This is a genomic window from Hyphomicrobium sp. MC1, from assembly GCF_000253295.1.
GTDB lineage: Bacteria > Pseudomonadota > Alphaproteobacteria > Rhizobiales > Hyphomicrobiaceae > Hyphomicrobium_B.
Genome location: NC_015717.1, coordinates 2,940,345 through 2,957,704 on the forward strand (window position 1 = coordinate 2,940,345; position 17,360 = coordinate 2,957,704).

The window sequence follows — 17,360 nt, forward strand, 5'->3', positions numbered from 1 at the left end:
GACTCTGGTGGCCTCCCCCCGCACCTCAAGTAGTCGTCCCTAAGTGGGTGGAAATGCCATTTCGTACTTGGGCCAAGCGGATACTCTGCTGTAGTTCGCTCAAGTCTGCGTAAGCCTTGTATTATCATCGCCATCGGAGGTTCGGAGAGGCGCTCGGGCTTATGGCAACAAACAACACTGACGAGAAGACATCGAACGCCCATGGCGTCATCGAGCTGCGGATTCAAAAGCTGGCGCAGCTTTTTAACTCGCTCGACCCATCGCCTTTTCACGAGCGGGATCTGGATCAAGATGCCGAAGAGTACATCGTCGGCTGGGCACGCGAATTACCATCAGACTTGCCTCTGAAGATTGTTATCCATTTGCCCGACGAGGCGATGCATGATGCTCAAAAGTGCGAGCTTCCGTCGGCGTTGGCAAACTACTTCACAGAACGCGCCCAATTTGCGCAACGCGAACTAAATGAGCTGTTTAGAATCGGACGCCTCTATTTATTCGTGGGCTCCGCCACCCTGGTGGCGTGTCTCCTCGGCAGCCAATTGGTGCGAAGCACGCTCGGCGCAGGGCCGCTTGCGGCCATCGTCTCCGAGAGCTTAGTCTTCTTTGGATGGGTCGCCAATTGGAAGCCGATCGAGACTTTTCTTTACGATTGGTTGCCGCTGAAGCGCCGGCGAGATCTATTTCTTAGACTGGCGCAAGCGACTGTGCACCTGGAGAAAATTCCGTCGGGATGATCCTGGAGCTGCTCTCAAAAGAGTGTGCAATCGACAGACGTCGCAGGCCTCGGCGCGTCGATACGTGAGGAACCAACATCAACTGCCGAAGAACTTGTCAGGTCACGGCTCTAATGAACTCATGCGAACAACGATGCCAAGACTGGTATTGGGTTCACCGTGCCTGCTGGCTCTCCAAATAGGAGACGAGCTCATCAATCTCACGATCAGCGGCGTCAGGTGGCATGTTCTCGTTGAAATAACCCTCCCATGCAAGCAGCCGCATTGTTCCGTGTCCGCTTATGCCGCCATCGCGGATAATTCCTTCCACCTTCCCCCTGGGAAACCAACCGCCGTTGTGCTTGGAGATTTGTGTTAGATCGGGAGCAGGCTTCTTCAGCCCTTCGGCAAATATCCCCGGGCTCGCACCAATTCCATGGCATAAGGCGCAGTAGGTCCGGTATGTTTGTTCACCCGCTTTGAACCTTTGATCGGGCATTGCTTTTGGCTCTTCATCGATAGTTTCCCGAGCTTTGCCGAGGACATCCTTCGTCGCATCTTCGGTCTTATCGAAGAACTCATCTGCGCTTCGTTGCGCCTTGTCCAAGGCTTCCGTCGTTCTATGCTGAGCATTGTCAATGGAACGCGGAATAACAATTCGCGCTTTGTCGATTGCGTCTTTAACAGCTCGCCGTGCCTTTTCGATTGCGTTCAAAGCGGCTTTCTTGGCGGCATCAATAGCTGCTTTAGCATCTTCCCCGGCATCCGTTGGGGCTTCCGACTTGGTTTGCGCAGATTGAAGTTGCTCGGAGAATGCGGCAGGCCTACCGACCAACAGAAACCCAAAAACTCCTATCGCGATTGCGACGTAATAAAATGGCGTGTGATTCCCGCTCTTGGACATGACGAAACCTCCCGAGCAATGAATGGCTTCGAGGCTCGCATATGCACTTCCGGCGATGCTTGATTCACATCAACCAAATCTGCTCGAGAGCTGAGGGTCATGGGGAAGCCTCTTATGTGAAAGATGTCGTCGCGAAGGAGCAACCGAGTTGTCACGATCGATATCCGCGGCCGAGATGCACCAGCCGTTCGAAATCTGTTTTTAGCTGGGCTAGCACCACGCGAGCCTAGAAAGCTGGCTCAAAATCGCTTGGAACGGCATCTGAAAGCAGCTATTTAAAACAGCCACGCCCTTCCGTTTTGCTTATTAAATCAATATCTTGTGGCGCGTCTACGGTGCTCCGTACGAGCCCGGGCGATATGACTATAACATTTGCCGCAGACGTCAGGTGGCCATCAGCGCATGCAATGCCTTGGCCTAGCGCGAATCTTACACATCCTGCAATCGTTGGTGCCATCGGTGATGTCATGAGTGAAGCTATTCGAGGCCTCGAAGGCGATGATAGCCGTTGCAGCTACCCGCCGCATCTCGTGGGAACGTTTTGAACAAGCACGGCATAAGACGGAGAAGAGAATTGGCACGGATATTCGTCTTCGCCTTGGCAGCCGTGCTTATAAATTTCTTCAGTCACACGGGCGCCTCCGCGAGGGACGCTGACCCGAAAGGGGTGGCACTCTGGGAAGCCGGTTCCAAGGCATACGACGACGGAAACCTAACTCAGGCGCGAGATCTGCTGTCACACGCAGCGGACGCCGGCAATGCTTCTGCGATGAACCTTTTGGCGTCGATCCTACAGAAAGGATTGGGGGGCGACGCGGACTTACCAGCCGCTCGAAAATGGTATGAAGCGGCCGCAAATAACGGTGACCTATCAGAAGCAATGTTCAGCCTGGCAATGATGCTGCACAACGGCCAAGGCGGCCCCAAAGACGTTGCCTCTGCTCGTTCCTGGTTTGAGAAAGCAGCGAATGCCGGGAATGTCCCGGCGATGGATTGGATGGGCTATCTTTCTCAGGATGGTGAGGGCGGCCCTCAAGATTTCGCGGTGGCACGGTCGTGGTTTCAGCGGGCGGCCGATCAGGGCGACGCCAACGGCTTGTATAGAATGGGCTACTATTTTGAAACCGGGACGGGTGGCCCGGCAAATCCCCAGGGCGCGCGCGAAATGTATCAGAAGGCGGCCGAAAAGGGCCTCGTTCGGGCCATGACCTACTATGCGAAAGTTTTGTATGACGGGACAGGCGGTCGAAAGGATTTAAGCGGAGCGCGGGACTGGGCTCAAAAAGCAGCCGAAAAAGGTGATGCGGACGCTATGGGGATGCTCGCAACGATCTACGCGCACGGGCAAGGCGTTGCCGTGAATTATTCATCGGCGCGTACATGGGCTAAGAGCGCGTCTGAAGCCGGTTGTTCGTTTGCGATGCCTCTATATGGCTTTCTCCTCGAAAGGGGCTTGGGTGGCCCTAAAAATCTTCCGGAAGCCCGCCAGTGGTACGAGAAGGCTGCCAATGCGGGTGATCGCATCGGCATGTACGACTACGGCATTGCTTTGATCCAAGGGAAAGGCGGTCCCCGCATGACGAAGGATGGCCGTGCATGGCTGCAGAAAGCCGCCGCCTTGGGGGACCCGGACGCCAAGAGATATCTGGCGCGCAAAGGGAGCGGCGGTCGCCGCACCGTTCGAAAACCTACCTATGAATCGTCCCTGGGGGGATTTCTGCCCTTCTAAGGATCTACGGATCTGGTGAAATTACCTCAACGATGAGGCCGTCAGGGGAGCACGATCGTGCCACCCTCTCCACTCAATACAGACTGCACAGCGGACAAAGATCCGATAACGGCGGCGCGACCGGTCCGTTCGGCGAAGTTGCACGCTGCGCTTACCTTCGGTCCCATTGAGCCGTCCGCAAAGCCATGGCGGCGCAAATCAAGCGATTTGATTTTTCCGATGGCCTTTTGTTGCGGCGTTCCCCAGTCAAGATAAACAGCATCCACATCAGTGAGGATGACCAGCTGATCGGCTCCAAGCTTCTCCGCAAGGAGTGCTGCGGCTAGATCCTTGTCGATGACGGCTTCGACGCCACTGATCCTGCCGTCTGGATTATTGCGACGGACGGGTATGCCGCCGCCGCCAGCGCAGATGACAAGAACGCCGCTGCGAACGAGACTATCAATAATCGGTAGTTCAACGATTTCCACCGGCTGGGGAGAAGGCACAACCCTGCGGAATGACTTCCCATCTTGTGCGTATGTCCAAGAGTGCTGTTCCCGAAGCGACGCAACTTCTTCTGAAGTGTAGACGGGACCAATCGGTTTCGTCGGCCGTTGAAATGCTGGATCGCTGCCATCGACGATAGTCTGTGTAATGAGCGCCGCGGTGGGACGTTCCGGGCTCGCATTTCGCAGTTCCTGAGCGACGACGTAACCGATCATCCCCTGCGACTCGGCCCCGAGCACATCGAGCGGATAAGGCGGGAGCGCCTTGTAGGCATTGGCTTCAAGAGCGAGCAAGCCCACTTGAGGACCGTTTCCGTGCACGATGACGATTTCATGTCCCTTACATGCCAGGGCCAATGCATCGGCAGCGGCGCGCATATTGCGCCGCTGATTTTCTGCAGACAGAGGCTCGCCGCGTTTCAGCAACGCGTTCCCGCCAAGAGCAACGACAATCCGCATCTGTTATGCGGCTCCCGCCATACGGAGCAGACGTCGGCCGAGCGGCTCCTGCTGGGTGATGCAATGAATGTTGCCGCCACCAAGAAGGATCTCACGCCCAGGCACGCTTACGATCCGCCGGGTCGGAAAGAGTTTCGCCAGCGCGTCCTGCGCCGGACCGTCAGCTGGATCGTTGAAGCGCGGCATCACGATTACGTCGTTGGCGATGTAGAAATTGACGTATGATGCTGCGAGGCGATTGCCTGCTTCGCGCGGCAGCGTTCCAGCAACCTTATCGACTCCGGCGGCTTCTTCAGCCGTGATCAAGACTGGTTTTGGCGCGATGAGCTTGTGAATGTTCAGCCGCCTCCCGCGAGCGTCGGTCGCCTTTTCGAGCCGTTCCAAGGCTCCGGCCGAAATTGCATATTGCGGATCGGAGCGATCTTCCGTCCACGTCAGCACAACTTCTCCGGGCGCAACGAAGCGGCAGAAATTATCAGTGTGGCCGCTCGTCTCGTCGAGGTAGACGCCTTTCTCCAACCAGATGATCTTCTCAAGATTGAGATAGTCACAGAGATACTTCTCGATCTCGGCACGGCTTTTATCGGGATTGCGGTTCGGATTGAGCAAGCACTCTTCTGTGGTCAAGAGCGTGCCTTGCCCGTCGACATCGATTGAACCGCCTTCGAGAATGAAGTCCGGCGCGTATCGATCATCCCTTTCGAGCTCTATGACTTTCTCACCGACGAGGTCGTCTTGATCCCAAGGGAAGTAGAGCCCTCCGGCAAGCCCACCCCAAGCATTGAATTTCCAATCGATGCCCCTCACCGCGCCCGCATCATTTACGACGAATGTCGGCCCGCAATCACGGATCCAACTGTCGTTACTCGTCATTTCGACGAGACGTACGGACGGGTCGAGCATCTCTCGGGCGATAAGATATTGAGCGGGAGATGCACAGACAGTTACCGGCTCACCCTGGGCGATCGCGGCGGCGACAGCCGCGAAAGCATGCTGTGCAGGCTTTGCACCACTTCGCCAGTTATCCGATCGCTCAGGCCAGAGCATCCAGCAACCAATGTGGGGCTCCCATTCCGCCGGCATCCGAAAGCCGTCCTGCTTGGGTGTCGTTGCGAGGACCTTAGACATGGGCGATCTCCTTCGTCGGTTTTGCTGGTTCGGGACGTTTGCCATGGACGAGGAATTCGCCGACGATGACCGTGAGCACGACGCCTCCGAGCACGGCGCCTATGTAGGTCATATCAACCGCGCCGGGCTTGTAGATGAAGAAGACGATAGCCTGCAGGATGAAGAGCATGCAGATGCTGCTCAGCAGCACAGCAACCGGATAGCCGCCGGGAACGCGATAAGGACGTCGAATATCTGGGTCATCCCTACGTAGTTTCAGGAACGAGAGGAACAGCAGGAAGTAGGGAAGCAGGAAGACGACTGACGAGAACGCGAAGGTCGTCCAGAAGAGATCTTCGGAGCTTTTTGCGAGCCACCCGTAAATCAACAACACGACGCTGGCGATGACACCGCACAGGATAGCCGAGTTAGCGGGTGTCTTATAAACGGGATGAAGCTTGGCGAAGATCGACGGAAGATCGCCACGATTGGCCGCCTCGGCGGCCGATCGGTTTGCTCCGATCGACCACGTCGTCATGTTGGCGATCAATGTATAGAGCGTCATCACGCACAGGGCGATGACCGGAACATTGCCGGAGATGCCTGCGCCGAAGATCTTTTGAAACGTATCCGGCAGGCCCTTAATGAGGCCGATGTCGGAAAGCGGGAGCGCGAGCAGAATGCCGACGGTTGCCAGAATGTAGAAGAACGCGATGATCGACCCCGAGCGTACGATTGCCCACGGCACGTCCCGCCCAGGATTTTCCATCTCCTCAGCCGCTCCGGACATTAGCTCGAAGCCGAGGAAATTATAGATAATGACCGGAAGGAACGCGAGACTATCGCCCCAGTGCGGCGTGAGCGTCGCGAGGCTGAACTCGTTCGCGGGACCGTTATGCATTGCGTAGGCAATGCCGCCGAGGCCGAGCGCGAGCATGATAATCACTTTGAAAATGGCGCCGATATTCGGCACCCATTTCCCGACCTCCAAGGTGATGATATTGATGCCGACGGTGAGCCACGTCAGCCCCAGCGTGATGACAATCTTCGTCCACAGGCTCATATCCGGCGCAATCAATTCTGCCAGAATGCCTGCAAAGAGGATGTACACCGACGGCATCCAGAAGGCGACGTTGACCCACCAGAGCCAAGCGGTACGTCCAGCCCAGACGGGTCCGAAGGCGCGGCGAACCCAGGCATAGATGCCGCCCTCCTCCGTGTAGGTGCTGCCAAGCTCAGCAGTGATCAGACCATACGGAATGAAGAACAGGACGAGCGTGAATATCCACCAGAAGATCGATTGCACGCCGATCGAGGCGGCTGCCGTCAGCTGATCAATGACGAGTACCGCACAGACGGTAAACAAGGTCATATCCAAGCCGTGGAGAACTTTTTGGAAGCGCGGAGGCCGCACTGCACCCGGGGCTGAGACCGCCATTGGATTATCCTCTTATGTTTTTAGCTGACGAGTTCGGTTGCACGCATGTGGAAGTCATCGACCGCGCTCCGATACCGCGCGATAGCGCTTGGATCCGCGATCTTCAGGCGCGGATAGACGAAGTAGGCCAGCAGGGCCTTCTCGGTATGGAGCCGATTTTCAGATTGGTCGTAGATAATCGACTGAGGTCCATCCATGACGGCATCTGTCACCTCGACACCACGTGATGCCGGCAAACAGTGCATGAACTTGGCGTGCGCGGGCGCACGCGCGAGCAGGCTCTCGTTGACCTGATACTTCGGCATGAAAGCCCGTTCGCGATCAGGAATTTCAGCTTCCTGTCCGATCCACCACCAGAGATCCGTATAGATGAAGTCGGCGTCTTTAACCGCTGCATTAACGTCATCTGTAACAGTAAGGGTGCCGCCGGACTTCGCGATATTGGCGCGGGCGATATCCTGCCAGGCCTTCGGGGCCTGATAACGCACAGGTGCAGCGTGCGTGAAATGCATGCCCATCTGCGTGCAAATCATCATCAGCGAGGAGCAAACGTTGGTCGCATCACCGACGAACGTCACATGGACGTCGGTCAGCGACTTATCCGGAAGCTTGTGCTCCATCATCGTGAAGACGTCACATACGACCTGGGTCGGATGGTTGTAATCCGTCAAGCCATTCATGACCGGCACAGTCGAATTTGCCACGAGATCGAGAACCGTCTTGTGCTTGAGCGTTCGCGCTTCAATCACGTCGACCATACGACTGATCACCTCTGCCGTATCGCGAATGCTCTCGCGCTTGCCGAGATGAATCTCTCCCGGTCTCAAATAGAGAGCGTGACCACCAAGCTTGGTCATCGCGACTTCGAACGAAACACGCGTGCGTGTCGAAGGCTCTTCGAAGATCATGCCCAGCGACGCACCTTGAAGGAGCCGCGGGCATGCGCCTGCCTTGTCAGCTTCCTTAAGAAGGCGGACAAGGTCCATGATCCGCAGCAACTCCTCGCGCGAAAAGTCCTGCGTGTCGATGAAGTGTCTTAAAGCTGCAGCCATCTGTCGTCTCCGTTGAGCTCATCGGAGTTTTGGTTGCTCACGCTCTCTTCGGCCTTGATGGAGGTCAACGTTCAGTCGAACGGATGCGGTCGAGGCGCGTCTCATTACGACCCGGAATTTAACGATGACGCGGCAGCCCCCCGGGTCCAATCACCGGCATTAGGTGCTTTGCTTTCCCGGCCGAAGAATTGGCGGCATGCGATCAGGAATTCATCAAGACAATCAATTGAGAAACAAAAGAGAAGACAGTTCCTCGGCGCGGTCTCTATAATATTGGGAGACGGGGGACACTTGGCAGCTAACAAGCAAACCAAGGAGTCCGTATCATGCAGTCTCTCCTCGCGGCCGCTTCGCCGGTAAATTCTTCTGTCTTTCGTAGCGACGCCATCTATTGCAGACGATTAAATGTCGGCAAGCGCGCGTCATATGCTGGGCGATGGCGCCATTAAACATTTCATGTGCTGCTTATGATCCAACGGTCGGTGCGCATTTTTGGCGCTACTCATGGATCAGCATTTCCCGTTCCTTGTTCGATAGATTGAGAGGTTCGTCATGACCGCCAGTCCTGTTTCTGCAAGACCTACAGAGGCCTCGGACCCCAGTTGGTGGGGCGCTATTCTGGTCGGAGCCATTTTCGTCTTCGCTGGCATCTTCGTCCTCGGAGATGTCGTCGCTGCGACGGTAATCAGTACGATGCTCATTGGCGTATTGCTGCTGGTGGCGGGCATATCGGAAATATTTCAAGCGTTTTCGACACAGCATTGGCGCGGCTTCATGCTGAGATTGCTTGTCGGCTTTCTCTACGGCGTTTGCGGAATAATGCTAATCACGGATCCTGCACGCGCTTCGGTTATCCTGACCTTAGTCTTCGCGCTATCTCTGATTGCCTCGGGATGCGTTCGGATCGTCCAGTCGTTTCAGTACTGGGCTTTGTTCGGCCCACTCCTGCTGATTTCCGGGATCATTGGCATCGTGGCGGGCCTCGTCATTCTCGCCAAATGGCCATTCAGCGGCCTATGGGTCCTGGGACTTCTGGTCGGCATCGATCTCCTGTCTCATGGCATTTGGTGGATCTTCTTCGGAAGCAGGGTGCGCCAGGAGAACAGCGCCGCACTCGGTTGACGAACGCTGCGCGGACGGCGGCATTTGGCACCCCGGGGCGAAGGCTCGCATGGAGCCTTCTTCTGGGGCGCCTTTTTATCGTTTATTCTGTAGCGACCACAATCAGTCGATCCCTATCTCTGAGAGAGGGAGGATAGCACGGACGCCGGAGCTGACACTTCGGCCTGCTTGCCTTAAGTGTTGCAAGTCTCGTGGCTTTGCCACCTTGTCAGAAAGAAGCGACCATGCAGTCGATCATCGACCCGCGGAACGGCGACGCCGAAGACGACGGATCGAGCACGAAACGACGAACATTGTTATCCCTTGCCGGAACGCTTCTCTCGGAAATCAGTTTGCCAAAGTTACTTGCGGCCTGGATCGCGTTGGTCGTCGTTCCTGCGATCATGCTCGGAGTAGCGCCGGTTCTCGTCTCGATATGGATCGGAACAGTCTCGTCGAAGACGGCCGCGCTTTATACCGGTCTCTTCGCGCCGATCGCGTTGCTCGCCCTGCTTGCGATCGGATGGTTTGGCGGCAAGCCATTATGGCGATTCGTTGAGACGAATTTCTGGTCGCTGAACGCACTCGCGGTTCAGCCGGCTTACGCCGTTGTGCGGGAAGCGGTCCGTCAATTCGCCGAGCGCTTCATGACCGTCGGCACTGACCAGCAACGCCGCGGCCGCGTGCGCGCGATGAGCGCTGCTGTAGCAGGCGTCCTGATTTGCGCATTTGCGATCTGGGTCTTTACGCTCGTGTGGCCGCACACGAGGTGGACGGGCTCCGTCAGCGATCTTTCATCGCCAACGAGACTGATAGGCATCGCGCTTTGCAACAGCGTCGCCATCGTCATGGCATATCTCGCGGCTGCGGCATTGACTTGGGGTCTGGCTGATACCCTCATGGCGCAACCGCAGGATTTTTCTCCGGGCCCTGCCTCAGCTTCAGCTTCAGCAAAAAAGCTTTGGCGCGTCGTGCACCTTTCCGACATTCATACCGTCGGCGAGAGATATGGCTTTCGCATAGAAGGAGGGCGCTCCGGGCCACGCGGCAATAATCGCCTTATGCAGCTTTTGGCGAAGCTCGACGCCATTCACGCACGGACACCACTCGATTTGATCGTGATCACCGGCGATATCACAGACGCCGGACGCTCGACCGAATGGGCGGAATTTCTTGATGCCATGACGTACTATCCGCGGCTGTCAGAACTCACCGTGATACTTCCGGGAAATCATGATCTCAATGTCGTCGACAGAGCAAATCCTGCGCGACTCGATTTGCCTCTCAGTCCCAAGATGCGATTGCGCGAAGTTCGGGCGCTTGCCGCCATAACCGCGGTGCAAGGCAAGCGTGTCCGCATTTTCGATAATGAGAGCGATCAGTCCGGCGCGAGCTTGCAAAAGTCGCTTGAGCCTTTGGCAGAGCAAATTGCAGAATTCTCCGATAGCGGCGCCATGCGCCTGTCGTGGCACCTCGCAAATGTTTGGGCACAAAGCTTTCCGATGATTCTACCGCCACAGACACCGGACGGGCTCGGCGTCATCCTGATGGATTCGAATGCCGAAACCCATTTCTCGTTCACGAATGCGCTCGGCCTTGTGACCACCGAGCAAATACATGCCGCCGACAAGGTCTTCGCGCAATTTCCCAATGCCTACTGGATCGTTGCGCTTCATCATCACGTCGTCGAATATCCCAAAGCCTCGAAGGCGCTTTCGGAGCGGATTGGCACGGCTCTGATCAATGGCAGCTGGTTCGTTCGCCGGATGCAACGACATGGGAAGAAGATCATCGTCATGCACGGTCATCGTCATATCGATTGGATCGGGCGCTGTGGCGAGCTGACGATTGTCTCTGCTCCGTCTCCAGTGATGGATGTGACCGACGATAAGGATACTTATTTTTATATCCATACGCTCGGCGTGTGCCCGGATGGGCGTTTCACCCTCTTCACGCCGGAGCGCGTTGTTCTTTCGGGCGCCCTCAATCCTGCGTCCGAGGCTCCCGCAGCGGCGATGCGCCGAAAAGATCCGCAATCCAATGCGTCGACGAATGAACCTCACACAGCGAAAGAAGCACTATGACGATCGGTACGCCAATGAAGGCTCCAGGAAGCCCCCAGAGGAACGTCCAGAAGAAGACTGAAAATAGGACGATGAAAGGCGATATCGACAATGCGTTCCCGACGAACCGCGGTTCCAGATAACTTCCGACCACAAACTGGATGACGTTGAGACACGCGAAAATCGCGACGGCCGCGGGCCACGATGCAAATTGCGCGACGGCAAACACGGTCGGAAACATGGTCGCGATAAATGGGCCGATGAAAGGTATGAAGTTCAGAGCGAATGCGATCACACCCCATTCGAGCGCCAGCGGCAGCCCCGCAAGCCACGCGAACACCCAAACCAAAAGGCCAGTGATGGCACTCATCTGCGTGCGGACGAGCATATAGCGACGAAGCTTGGTGGCGGCGTTCGCTCCTCCGGTCAGTAGAACCGTTCCAAGGCTTCCTTGGCGCCACGCGTGAAGTCTTGCGCATGCGTCGTCAACTTCGAGTAATCCGAGCAGCACATAAATGAAGACGACAATCAGGAAGCTGAGCGCAGTATTGAGGCGTGTTGTGACTTCCTGGGCCAGGCGCAACAATTGATCGCCACGGAAATAGCTCGCCCATAGCCCGGCCAACTCGACGCCATGACCTTCCAGCCAGGATGTCAACGAGCCATAGAGAGCCTGCAGGCGGGCTGCGTCGTTCACGATAAATTGCCCCACGCGCCCCGCGGCCCAGGCAAGCAACATGGCAAAAGCGACGATCACGATGATGATCGCAGCGGTTGTTATCGCTACGGCGACGAGCCGGGCCATCCTGGCTTGCAGGAACCGCTGCAACGGCCAGGTGATGGCGATGATGAAGAGCGCGAAAGCGAGCGGCGCGAAGATCGTCTCGGCCACATATAGCGCCGCGCACGAGAGAATGGCGGCGCACACCCCCAGCATCGCTGCCTGAGTGCGGAAGTTCGTTTGTTGTGAGGGCGGCTGATGAGTATCCACGTCCGTTAGTTTCAGCCGGGATCCTGGTTGCGGTCAAGGTGCGCTATAAACTGTGCGTCACGCAATCTGCGACGGAGCTATTGCCAACTCCATGCAGATCGAAAGCGCCGGCTGCATTTACGCTGTTTATTCTTAAAAAACACGAAATGGAAAGACCGTCATTAGGTGAACCTGCATGCTCCGGCTCGCAGAACCGACGCCCGCGACGGCATGCACACCTATCATTTTTATCCGCGCCTGCTCGCTCTCTCCAAGCAGTCAAATCCGTGCAATAAAATTTGATTGCTCACCATAGATCTGATCGAACCACCTCGGCGCGTCTCTACCAGCCTCATAAACTTTGCATTTCGACGAGCAGACGTCGCGCGCTAGCGTTGCGTTTTCGACTAATCGCGCATTTCCCGAACCCATTTTCGCCACTCTGTCGTCGCGTCGTGTCGGAGGGAGATTGGCAGCGAGAGAGCGCACTCGCAACTGGGGGAAGCGCAATGGCAGACGTCTTTTCGGACCTCCTCATTCTGTTGCTCGGACCACTTATTTCTCTGGCCGTAGCGTGGATCATCGCGATCAAAGCCTTGGCGGCTCGAGATGAGATTTCGCAGGTCGTGGCAGCCCTAACGCAGCCCAGTGGCGCGGGCGCGCACGCCAAACGGGGGAGCGCGAACAATGAAAAACGCTAAGGCAGACAACTGTGCTTGCACTAATTTCAGTGCGGCAGTCAGCGTGGTCCACCACCGACGAAGTATGCTCAATAAGCGGGCCTCCAGCACACCCGCTTTTTCTCGCGTCGTGCTTGGGGCCGTGCTCGCGATCAACCTATTACCGGCTCCGAGCGTGCAAGCAGCGCGTTTCGTATTCGATCAGCGACGCACCGAGGTGCGCTTCATCTACAAGATCGCCTATGCGAAACAGCGCGGTCGCTTTACCAAGGTTTCCGGCACTCTCGATTACGACGAAGGCAAGCCCGGCAAAAGCAAAATAAAGGCTTCAATCGCTGCCGCGAGCCTTACGACAGGGGACGCGCTCATCGACGGCGAATTGAAGGGTGCGAGCTTTTTCAATGCTGCAGCGTCGCCAGTGATCACATTCAAAAGCGTGGGGGTGCATGCTGGGTCGGCAACCTCAGCGGACGTTGCCGGAGAGGTGACCGTCAATGGCATCACAAAGCCGGTGACGCTGAACGTTACCATTGAACCGCACGATGATCCCGCGCTCAAATATGACGTCGGTGCGCGCAAATTTCTCGCCAAGACCCGCATTCAGCGCAGCGCATTCAACATGGTGGACTACCAAGCGATGGTCGACGACGACGTTGATATCGAAATCGAAGCCATCGCTCGGCCGCGATAGCTCCCGCCAATCACCTTTCATCTCATCCACCACGCGCCCCAACTTTTGGGGCGCTATTAGATTCCTTTGGAGAGGCGTCTAGAATTTCCTGCGGAGCTCCGTGCGGAATCCGAAGTTGTCCTCTCCACCCTCCTGGATCTGATAGGTCGCATCGGCGCGGAACAACCACGCTCGGTCGAGCGGAATCTGATAGCGAACACCGAAGCCGTATTGTGGATCCTTTACGCCGATGCCGTCGTTCTCGAATGGCTGCACGGTTGCCACTTCAAAAACGATCTGCTGGTCGAGATTGAAGAGATATTCGACGCCAAGTGCGCCGCCGAACGTATTTGATGCGGTATCGTCGAGTTTCGGATAGCCCGTCAGCGCGTCAGTTTCGAAGTTGATACCGACGTTCTTCAATATACCCGCATTGTTGCCATCGACCAGCGGTTCGGGACTGCCGACGCCGACGAAGAAATTCGCGTAAGGCAAAAGCGTGCTCGGCAAGGGCGAGATCAGACTGTTTTCCGATATGAAGGCAAAGCCATCACCGCTTCCCCGACCATCGTCTCCAAAGTTGGCGAACAATCGGGTCGAGTTCGAAATGGTGTTGGCATAGCGCCGACTATAGGCCGCGGTTAGGAAGTGTTGCTCGACGGCCTCCTGACTTCCGTTGCCTTGAAGGAAGCCATATCCGGCTTCGATATAACCGCCGTACGCATCGATGAAGGTTGTAACGCCAAACAGATTGGCGGCGTGGTTATCGACTTTGCCGTTTCGATCGATAAGGCTCGCATTATCGACGTTGTCGAAGGCCGCGAAGAAGGTGAGATCGTAGTTTGACAGGCCGAGGGTGGGCGAGTTCTGCGCAGGGATCGTCACGGCGCCGCCGAGGATTGCATCGTTCGCCCAGATGCCGTTCTGCAGGAACAACGGAAAGAGCCCGACCGTGAACGGCAAATCGAAGCCAGCATATTTCCCTGTCACGCCCGAATAAATTGACCCAACATCGCCCTCAAAAAACAATGTCTGCGGATCAAAATCGATTTCATCGTTAAACTTCTGATCGCCATCGCCGCCGCCGAACTCGAAGCGGGTGAATTTCGCATTCCCATCCTGAAACGGCGTAAAGAACGCATGGATTCGCTCAGTCGCAGTGATCTTGAAATCGACGTCGAGGTTCAACCGGGTTGCGACTTGCGCGATATCCTTGCCGTTGTTCTTGTTGTACGCGATCGCCGTTCGCCAATCGCCATAGACGGATAGCCCCGGAAGCAGCGGATTCAGTTTGCCGAACAGCGTGCTGCTCTCGTCGTATATCCCCGACGTGTACTGCTCACGACCGATTTCCAAAAGCGGGCGTGGTGGCTCGACCGCGGTTTTGCCGCCATAGATATCCGCCTGCCCTTTGGCATCGTACTTTTTGTTGTATTGCGGATCGGGACGGAAGGCTCCCTTGGTCGATGTCTTTTTCTTGCGCGGTTTCGCATTCGATGCCGCGGGTGCATTCGCCTTACCGTCGCCCGGGACGTCAGCGCCGAGATATTGCTTCGGAACGATCGTTTCGTTGGGGCGCTTTATTTCCGGCTGCCACTCCGACGTTTCTTTTCCGGGCGCCCCCTCGACATCGTCCCGCTCGCGCGCGTCGTTGCGTTCCTCAGCAAGAATCGTCTCTGCAGGCGAACCTGAGATCATAAGATTGCCGCCCGCGATCAAAGCAGCGATGGCCGTTGCCGTCCCGGCATAAGATCGCAAGTTGCCTTTTACGGCAGAAGTCATACTGAAGCTCCCACTTCATGCCTCCGGCCGGCACTCCACTGCAGGCAAGAGGATTCAGAGAGGCTTCGGACCCGCGTCTTTGGACCATTCCCTCGATCCAAATCCGAAACGCTCGGTTCTCGGCGTTAGCCCTTTACGTCGACATCAACCGCGAAGTCGTGGAAGTTCATGATGCGCTCATTCATGCTCCGCTCCATATCTTTGGTGGCACCGACAAAGCGCATGAAATAGATCGGCTCGGCGCGGCTTCGCATGCGGAAAGCAAGGCGGTATCGACCAGGCTTGCTGATCAAATTACCTGGCACTTCATATTTGGCTTCCCTCACACCCAACGGCGTCAACGAATGGTTCTCCATGCGCACCAGCGGCGGATGATTGAGAACGGTGGTCGGGATGCTTGGCGGACGCAATTGCGGCAACGGATCAATGTCAAAATTGACCGGAAGATACATTTCGCGGTCCGTGCCCTTAACGTTGGTCGTCAGAAACTTGGTCTGAAAATTCATCAGCATCTGGTCGGTATCAATGCGGCCGGCCGCAACGTCGAGACTATGCAGATCGGCCATATCGCCGTTGCTATCGACGTAACCCGACTCCCAGACATTGTTACCGTCCGGATCGACAAGCGCGACATTCACCCAAAGCTGCGGCTGTGCGCCGAGAGATCCCGACGGCAGGTTGTGGCCGGTGTTCGTGTTCTTGATCCTGTAGGAGAACGCAAGATCCGAGCCGACCTTTGGCGTGCCTTCGATGAATGGGCCATCGACTTTGCTGCTGTTCTCCATCACCCGACGACGAAGAGCATCTCGTGCGTCGAGCTTCTTCAGATTTTCGTCGATAATTTCGCGCGCGTCCTCACGATCGTTCGGATTGCTCCAGCGCTTCGGAAACGCGACTTTGATCTTTCCGTCCGCGACTTTGTCTTCGAATTTGCTCGTGCCCCAGCCAGCGCGCCAATCGAACTGCAGCCAGTCCTGAATGCTATAGGCCTGGGCTTTGACGTTGTGCGGGAAGATGCCCGGATGAGCGATCGAATAGCCCGGTCCGACGAAGCGGTGGTTGGCATGTTTACGACCTGGATTGATCTCCTTGCCGCCGACGATCGCTGACGGCGCCGTCGCATAGCCCTTCGGCTGGCCGGGAACTTTGCCCATGTGACAGTCCTGGCAAGTGATCCCTGCTTTACGCGCCGGGCTATCGCGATATTGGTCCCACACGATTTCGAGCTTGATGCCTAGGTTCACGGCGACCTGATGACAACTGACGCAGAACTCCGATTTGGTGATCTGGTCGTTCGTGATCATGCCTTTATGGATGTCGTTGCCGCGGCCTTTTGCGCTCGTCTTGACCGAATAGGTTTCCTTATTGACTATGACGTTTTTGATGACGCTTTTTTCGCCGCTGCCATAGACGGGTTCGTAAATCTTACCCGGTTCAACCCGACGCTCGCCGTTGACCTTGCCGTACTGTTCTTTAACCCGGTGGCACGTGATGCAAGTGACGCCCTCACGTGAGATTTGGCTTCTCGCCCAAAGGGGCGCCTCGCGCGCTTCTCCGAGTTGCGTGCCGACCTGCTGATGGCAGCGCACGCAGAAGGTGCCCACTGTCCCCTGCGTCAGCGTTTGGAACTTTTGCTCGAATTTGTGGAACATCGGTGAGATCGACGCATAGGCGTGCTGCGACGATGACCACTCATCGTAAATCTGCTTATGGCAAGTGCCGCATTGCGCGGCGGTCGGATAAAGCTCTTCGTCGCTATTTGTGCTACCGTGCGCATCGGGCTTGCTGTTATCCAATCCGTCAGGCTTGGCTTTGCCGGCCTCCGGCCTTCGGATCTCGCCTGTGTTTTCGGCAAGCACAAGCGCGCGAGGCGGAGCTTGTGTCTGCCGTGTTGCGCTGCTGTTCTCCTCGGCTGCGGCTTTACGCGGATGCGCCGCAGACATAAGAACCGCGCTGGCAAACATGCCGGAGAGCAGTGCAAATATTGACAATCGCGTCATGGCCTTATCCCTGTCCTCAGTACATTTCAGGGCAGCATTTCGATTCGCATCGCCCCGCGAAACGACGCTGAACAGCCGTCTGGAATGGATGGCCTGCTGATTAATTGAAACGCGAAATGGGCCGCGATATGGCCGCGAATTTATTCTCGCGCCAGATTTCGCAATTCGGATAATTGCTCGCATTCGCAATTATCGACGACACTC

General features: G+C 56.4%; 14 protein-coding genes and 1 pseudogene. 7 read left to right on the plus strand and 8 right to left on the minus strand.

The window, feature by feature from the left end:
* The first annotated feature begins 161 nt into the window (after positions 1 to 161).
* Positions 162 to 734, plus strand: coding sequence for a hypothetical protein (locus tag HYPMC_RS14280; RefSeq protein ID WP_013948690.1), 573 nt, complete (start codon positions 162 to 164; stop codon positions 732 to 734).
* Between the two features lie 154 nt (positions 735 to 888).
* On the opposite strand, the gene HYPMC_RS14285 is transcribed toward HYPMC_RS14280, so the two are convergent.
* Positions 889 to 1,617, minus strand: coding sequence for a c-type cytochrome (locus HYPMC_RS14285; protein ID WP_013948691.1), 729 nt, complete (start codon positions 1,615 to 1,617; stop codon positions 889 to 891).
* 769 nt (positions 1,618 to 2,386) lie between these two features.
* On the opposite strand from HYPMC_RS14285, the pseudogene HYPMC_RS25060 reads away from it, so the two are divergent.
* Together HYPMC_RS25060 and HYPMC_RS14290 are read left to right on the plus strand one after the other, a co-directional pair.
* Positions 2,387 to 2,473 (plus strand): annotated as a pseudogene (locus HYPMC_RS25060) (hypothetical protein); the annotation flags it as partial.
* 24 nt (positions 2,474 to 2,497) lie between these two features.
* Positions 2,498 to 3,346 (plus strand): tetratricopeptide repeat protein, encoded by an 849-nt coding sequence (locus HYPMC_RS14290; protein WP_244420895.1) that lies wholly within the window; start codon positions 2,498 to 2,500, stop codon positions 3,344 to 3,346.
* 41 nt (positions 3,347 to 3,387) lie between these two features.
* Here HYPMC_RS14290 and arcC read toward each other — a convergent pair whose 3' ends face one another.
* The 4 genes from arcC to ptcA are packed head-to-tail and all read right to left on the minus strand — an operon-like array spanning position 3,388 to position 7,890.
* Entirely contained in the window at positions 3,388 to 4,293 is a 906-nt protein-coding gene (gene arcC, locus HYPMC_RS14295; protein ID WP_013948694.1) for a carbamate kinase, read from the minus strand.
* Positions 4,294 to 4,296: 3 nt separating this feature from the next.
* Entirely contained in the window at positions 4,297 to 5,421 is a 1,125-nt protein-coding gene (gene aguA / locus HYPMC_RS14300; RefSeq protein WP_041300170.1) for an agmatine deiminase, read from the minus strand.
* The gene (locus HYPMC_RS14305; RefSeq protein WP_013948696.1) at positions 5,414 to 6,838 is read right to left on the minus strand and encodes an APC family permease; all 1,425 of its coding nucleotides are present in this window, start codon (positions 6,836 to 6,838) and stop codon (positions 5,414 to 5,416) included. The genes aguA and HYPMC_RS14305 overlap by 8 nt, the downstream gene beginning before the upstream one ends.
* Before the next feature lie 20 nt (positions 6,839 to 6,858).
* Positions 6,859 to 7,890 carry a putrescine carbamoyltransferase gene (gene ptcA / locus HYPMC_RS14310; RefSeq protein WP_013948697.1) on the minus strand — a complete coding sequence of 344 codons (1,032 nt, stop codon included), beginning with the start codon at positions 7,888 to 7,890 and terminating at the stop codon, positions 6,859 to 6,861.
* A 552-nt stretch (positions 7,891 to 8,442) separates the two neighbouring features.
* Here ptcA and HYPMC_RS14315 point away from each other — a divergent pair.
* Both HYPMC_RS14315 and HYPMC_RS14320 read left to right on the plus strand, forming a co-directional pair.
* Positions 8,443 to 9,012 (plus strand): HdeD family acid-resistance protein, encoded by a 570-nt coding sequence (locus HYPMC_RS14315; RefSeq protein WP_013948698.1) that lies wholly within the window; start codon positions 8,443 to 8,445, stop codon positions 9,010 to 9,012.
* A 224-nt stretch (positions 9,013 to 9,236) separates the two neighbouring features.
* Entirely contained in the window at positions 9,237 to 11,075 is a 1,839-nt protein-coding gene (locus HYPMC_RS14320) for a metallophosphoesterase (RefSeq protein ID WP_013948699.1), read from the plus strand.
* Here HYPMC_RS14320 and HYPMC_RS23765 read toward each other — a convergent pair.
* Entirely contained in the window at positions 10,975 to 11,991 is a 1,017-nt protein-coding gene (locus tag HYPMC_RS23765) for an AI-2E family transporter (RefSeq protein WP_013948700.1), read from the minus strand. The genes HYPMC_RS14320 and HYPMC_RS23765 overlap by 101 nt on opposite strands.
* Before the next feature lie 542 nt (positions 11,992 to 12,533).
* On the opposite strand from HYPMC_RS23765, the gene HYPMC_RS14330 reads away from it, so the two are divergent.
* Complete coding sequence (locus HYPMC_RS14330) at positions 12,534 to 12,725, plus strand: hypothetical protein (protein ID WP_013948701.1); 192 nt, start codon at positions 12,534 to 12,536, stop codon at positions 12,723 to 12,725.
* A gap of 64 nt (positions 12,726 to 12,789) precedes the next feature.
* Positions 12,790 to 13,395 (plus strand): YceI family protein, encoded by a 606-nt coding sequence (locus tag HYPMC_RS14335; protein WP_157135442.1) that lies wholly within the window; start codon positions 12,790 to 12,792, stop codon positions 13,393 to 13,395.
* A gap of 78 nt (positions 13,396 to 13,473) precedes the next feature.
* On the opposite strand, the gene HYPMC_RS14340 is transcribed toward HYPMC_RS14335, so the two are convergent.
* Both HYPMC_RS14340 and HYPMC_RS14345 read right to left on the minus strand, forming a co-directional pair.
* A complete protein-coding gene (locus HYPMC_RS14340; RefSeq protein ID WP_013948703.1) occupies positions 13,474 to 15,156 on the minus strand; it encodes a hypothetical protein in 1,683 nt (560 codons plus the stop codon).
* Positions 15,157 to 15,281: 125 nt separating this feature from the next.
* The gene (locus HYPMC_RS14345) at positions 15,282 to 17,156 is read right to left on the minus strand and encodes a multiheme c-type cytochrome (protein WP_013948704.1); all 1,875 of its coding nucleotides are present in this window, start codon (positions 17,154 to 17,156) and stop codon (positions 15,282 to 15,284) included.
* Between the last annotated feature and the right edge of the window lie 204 nt (positions 17,157 to 17,360).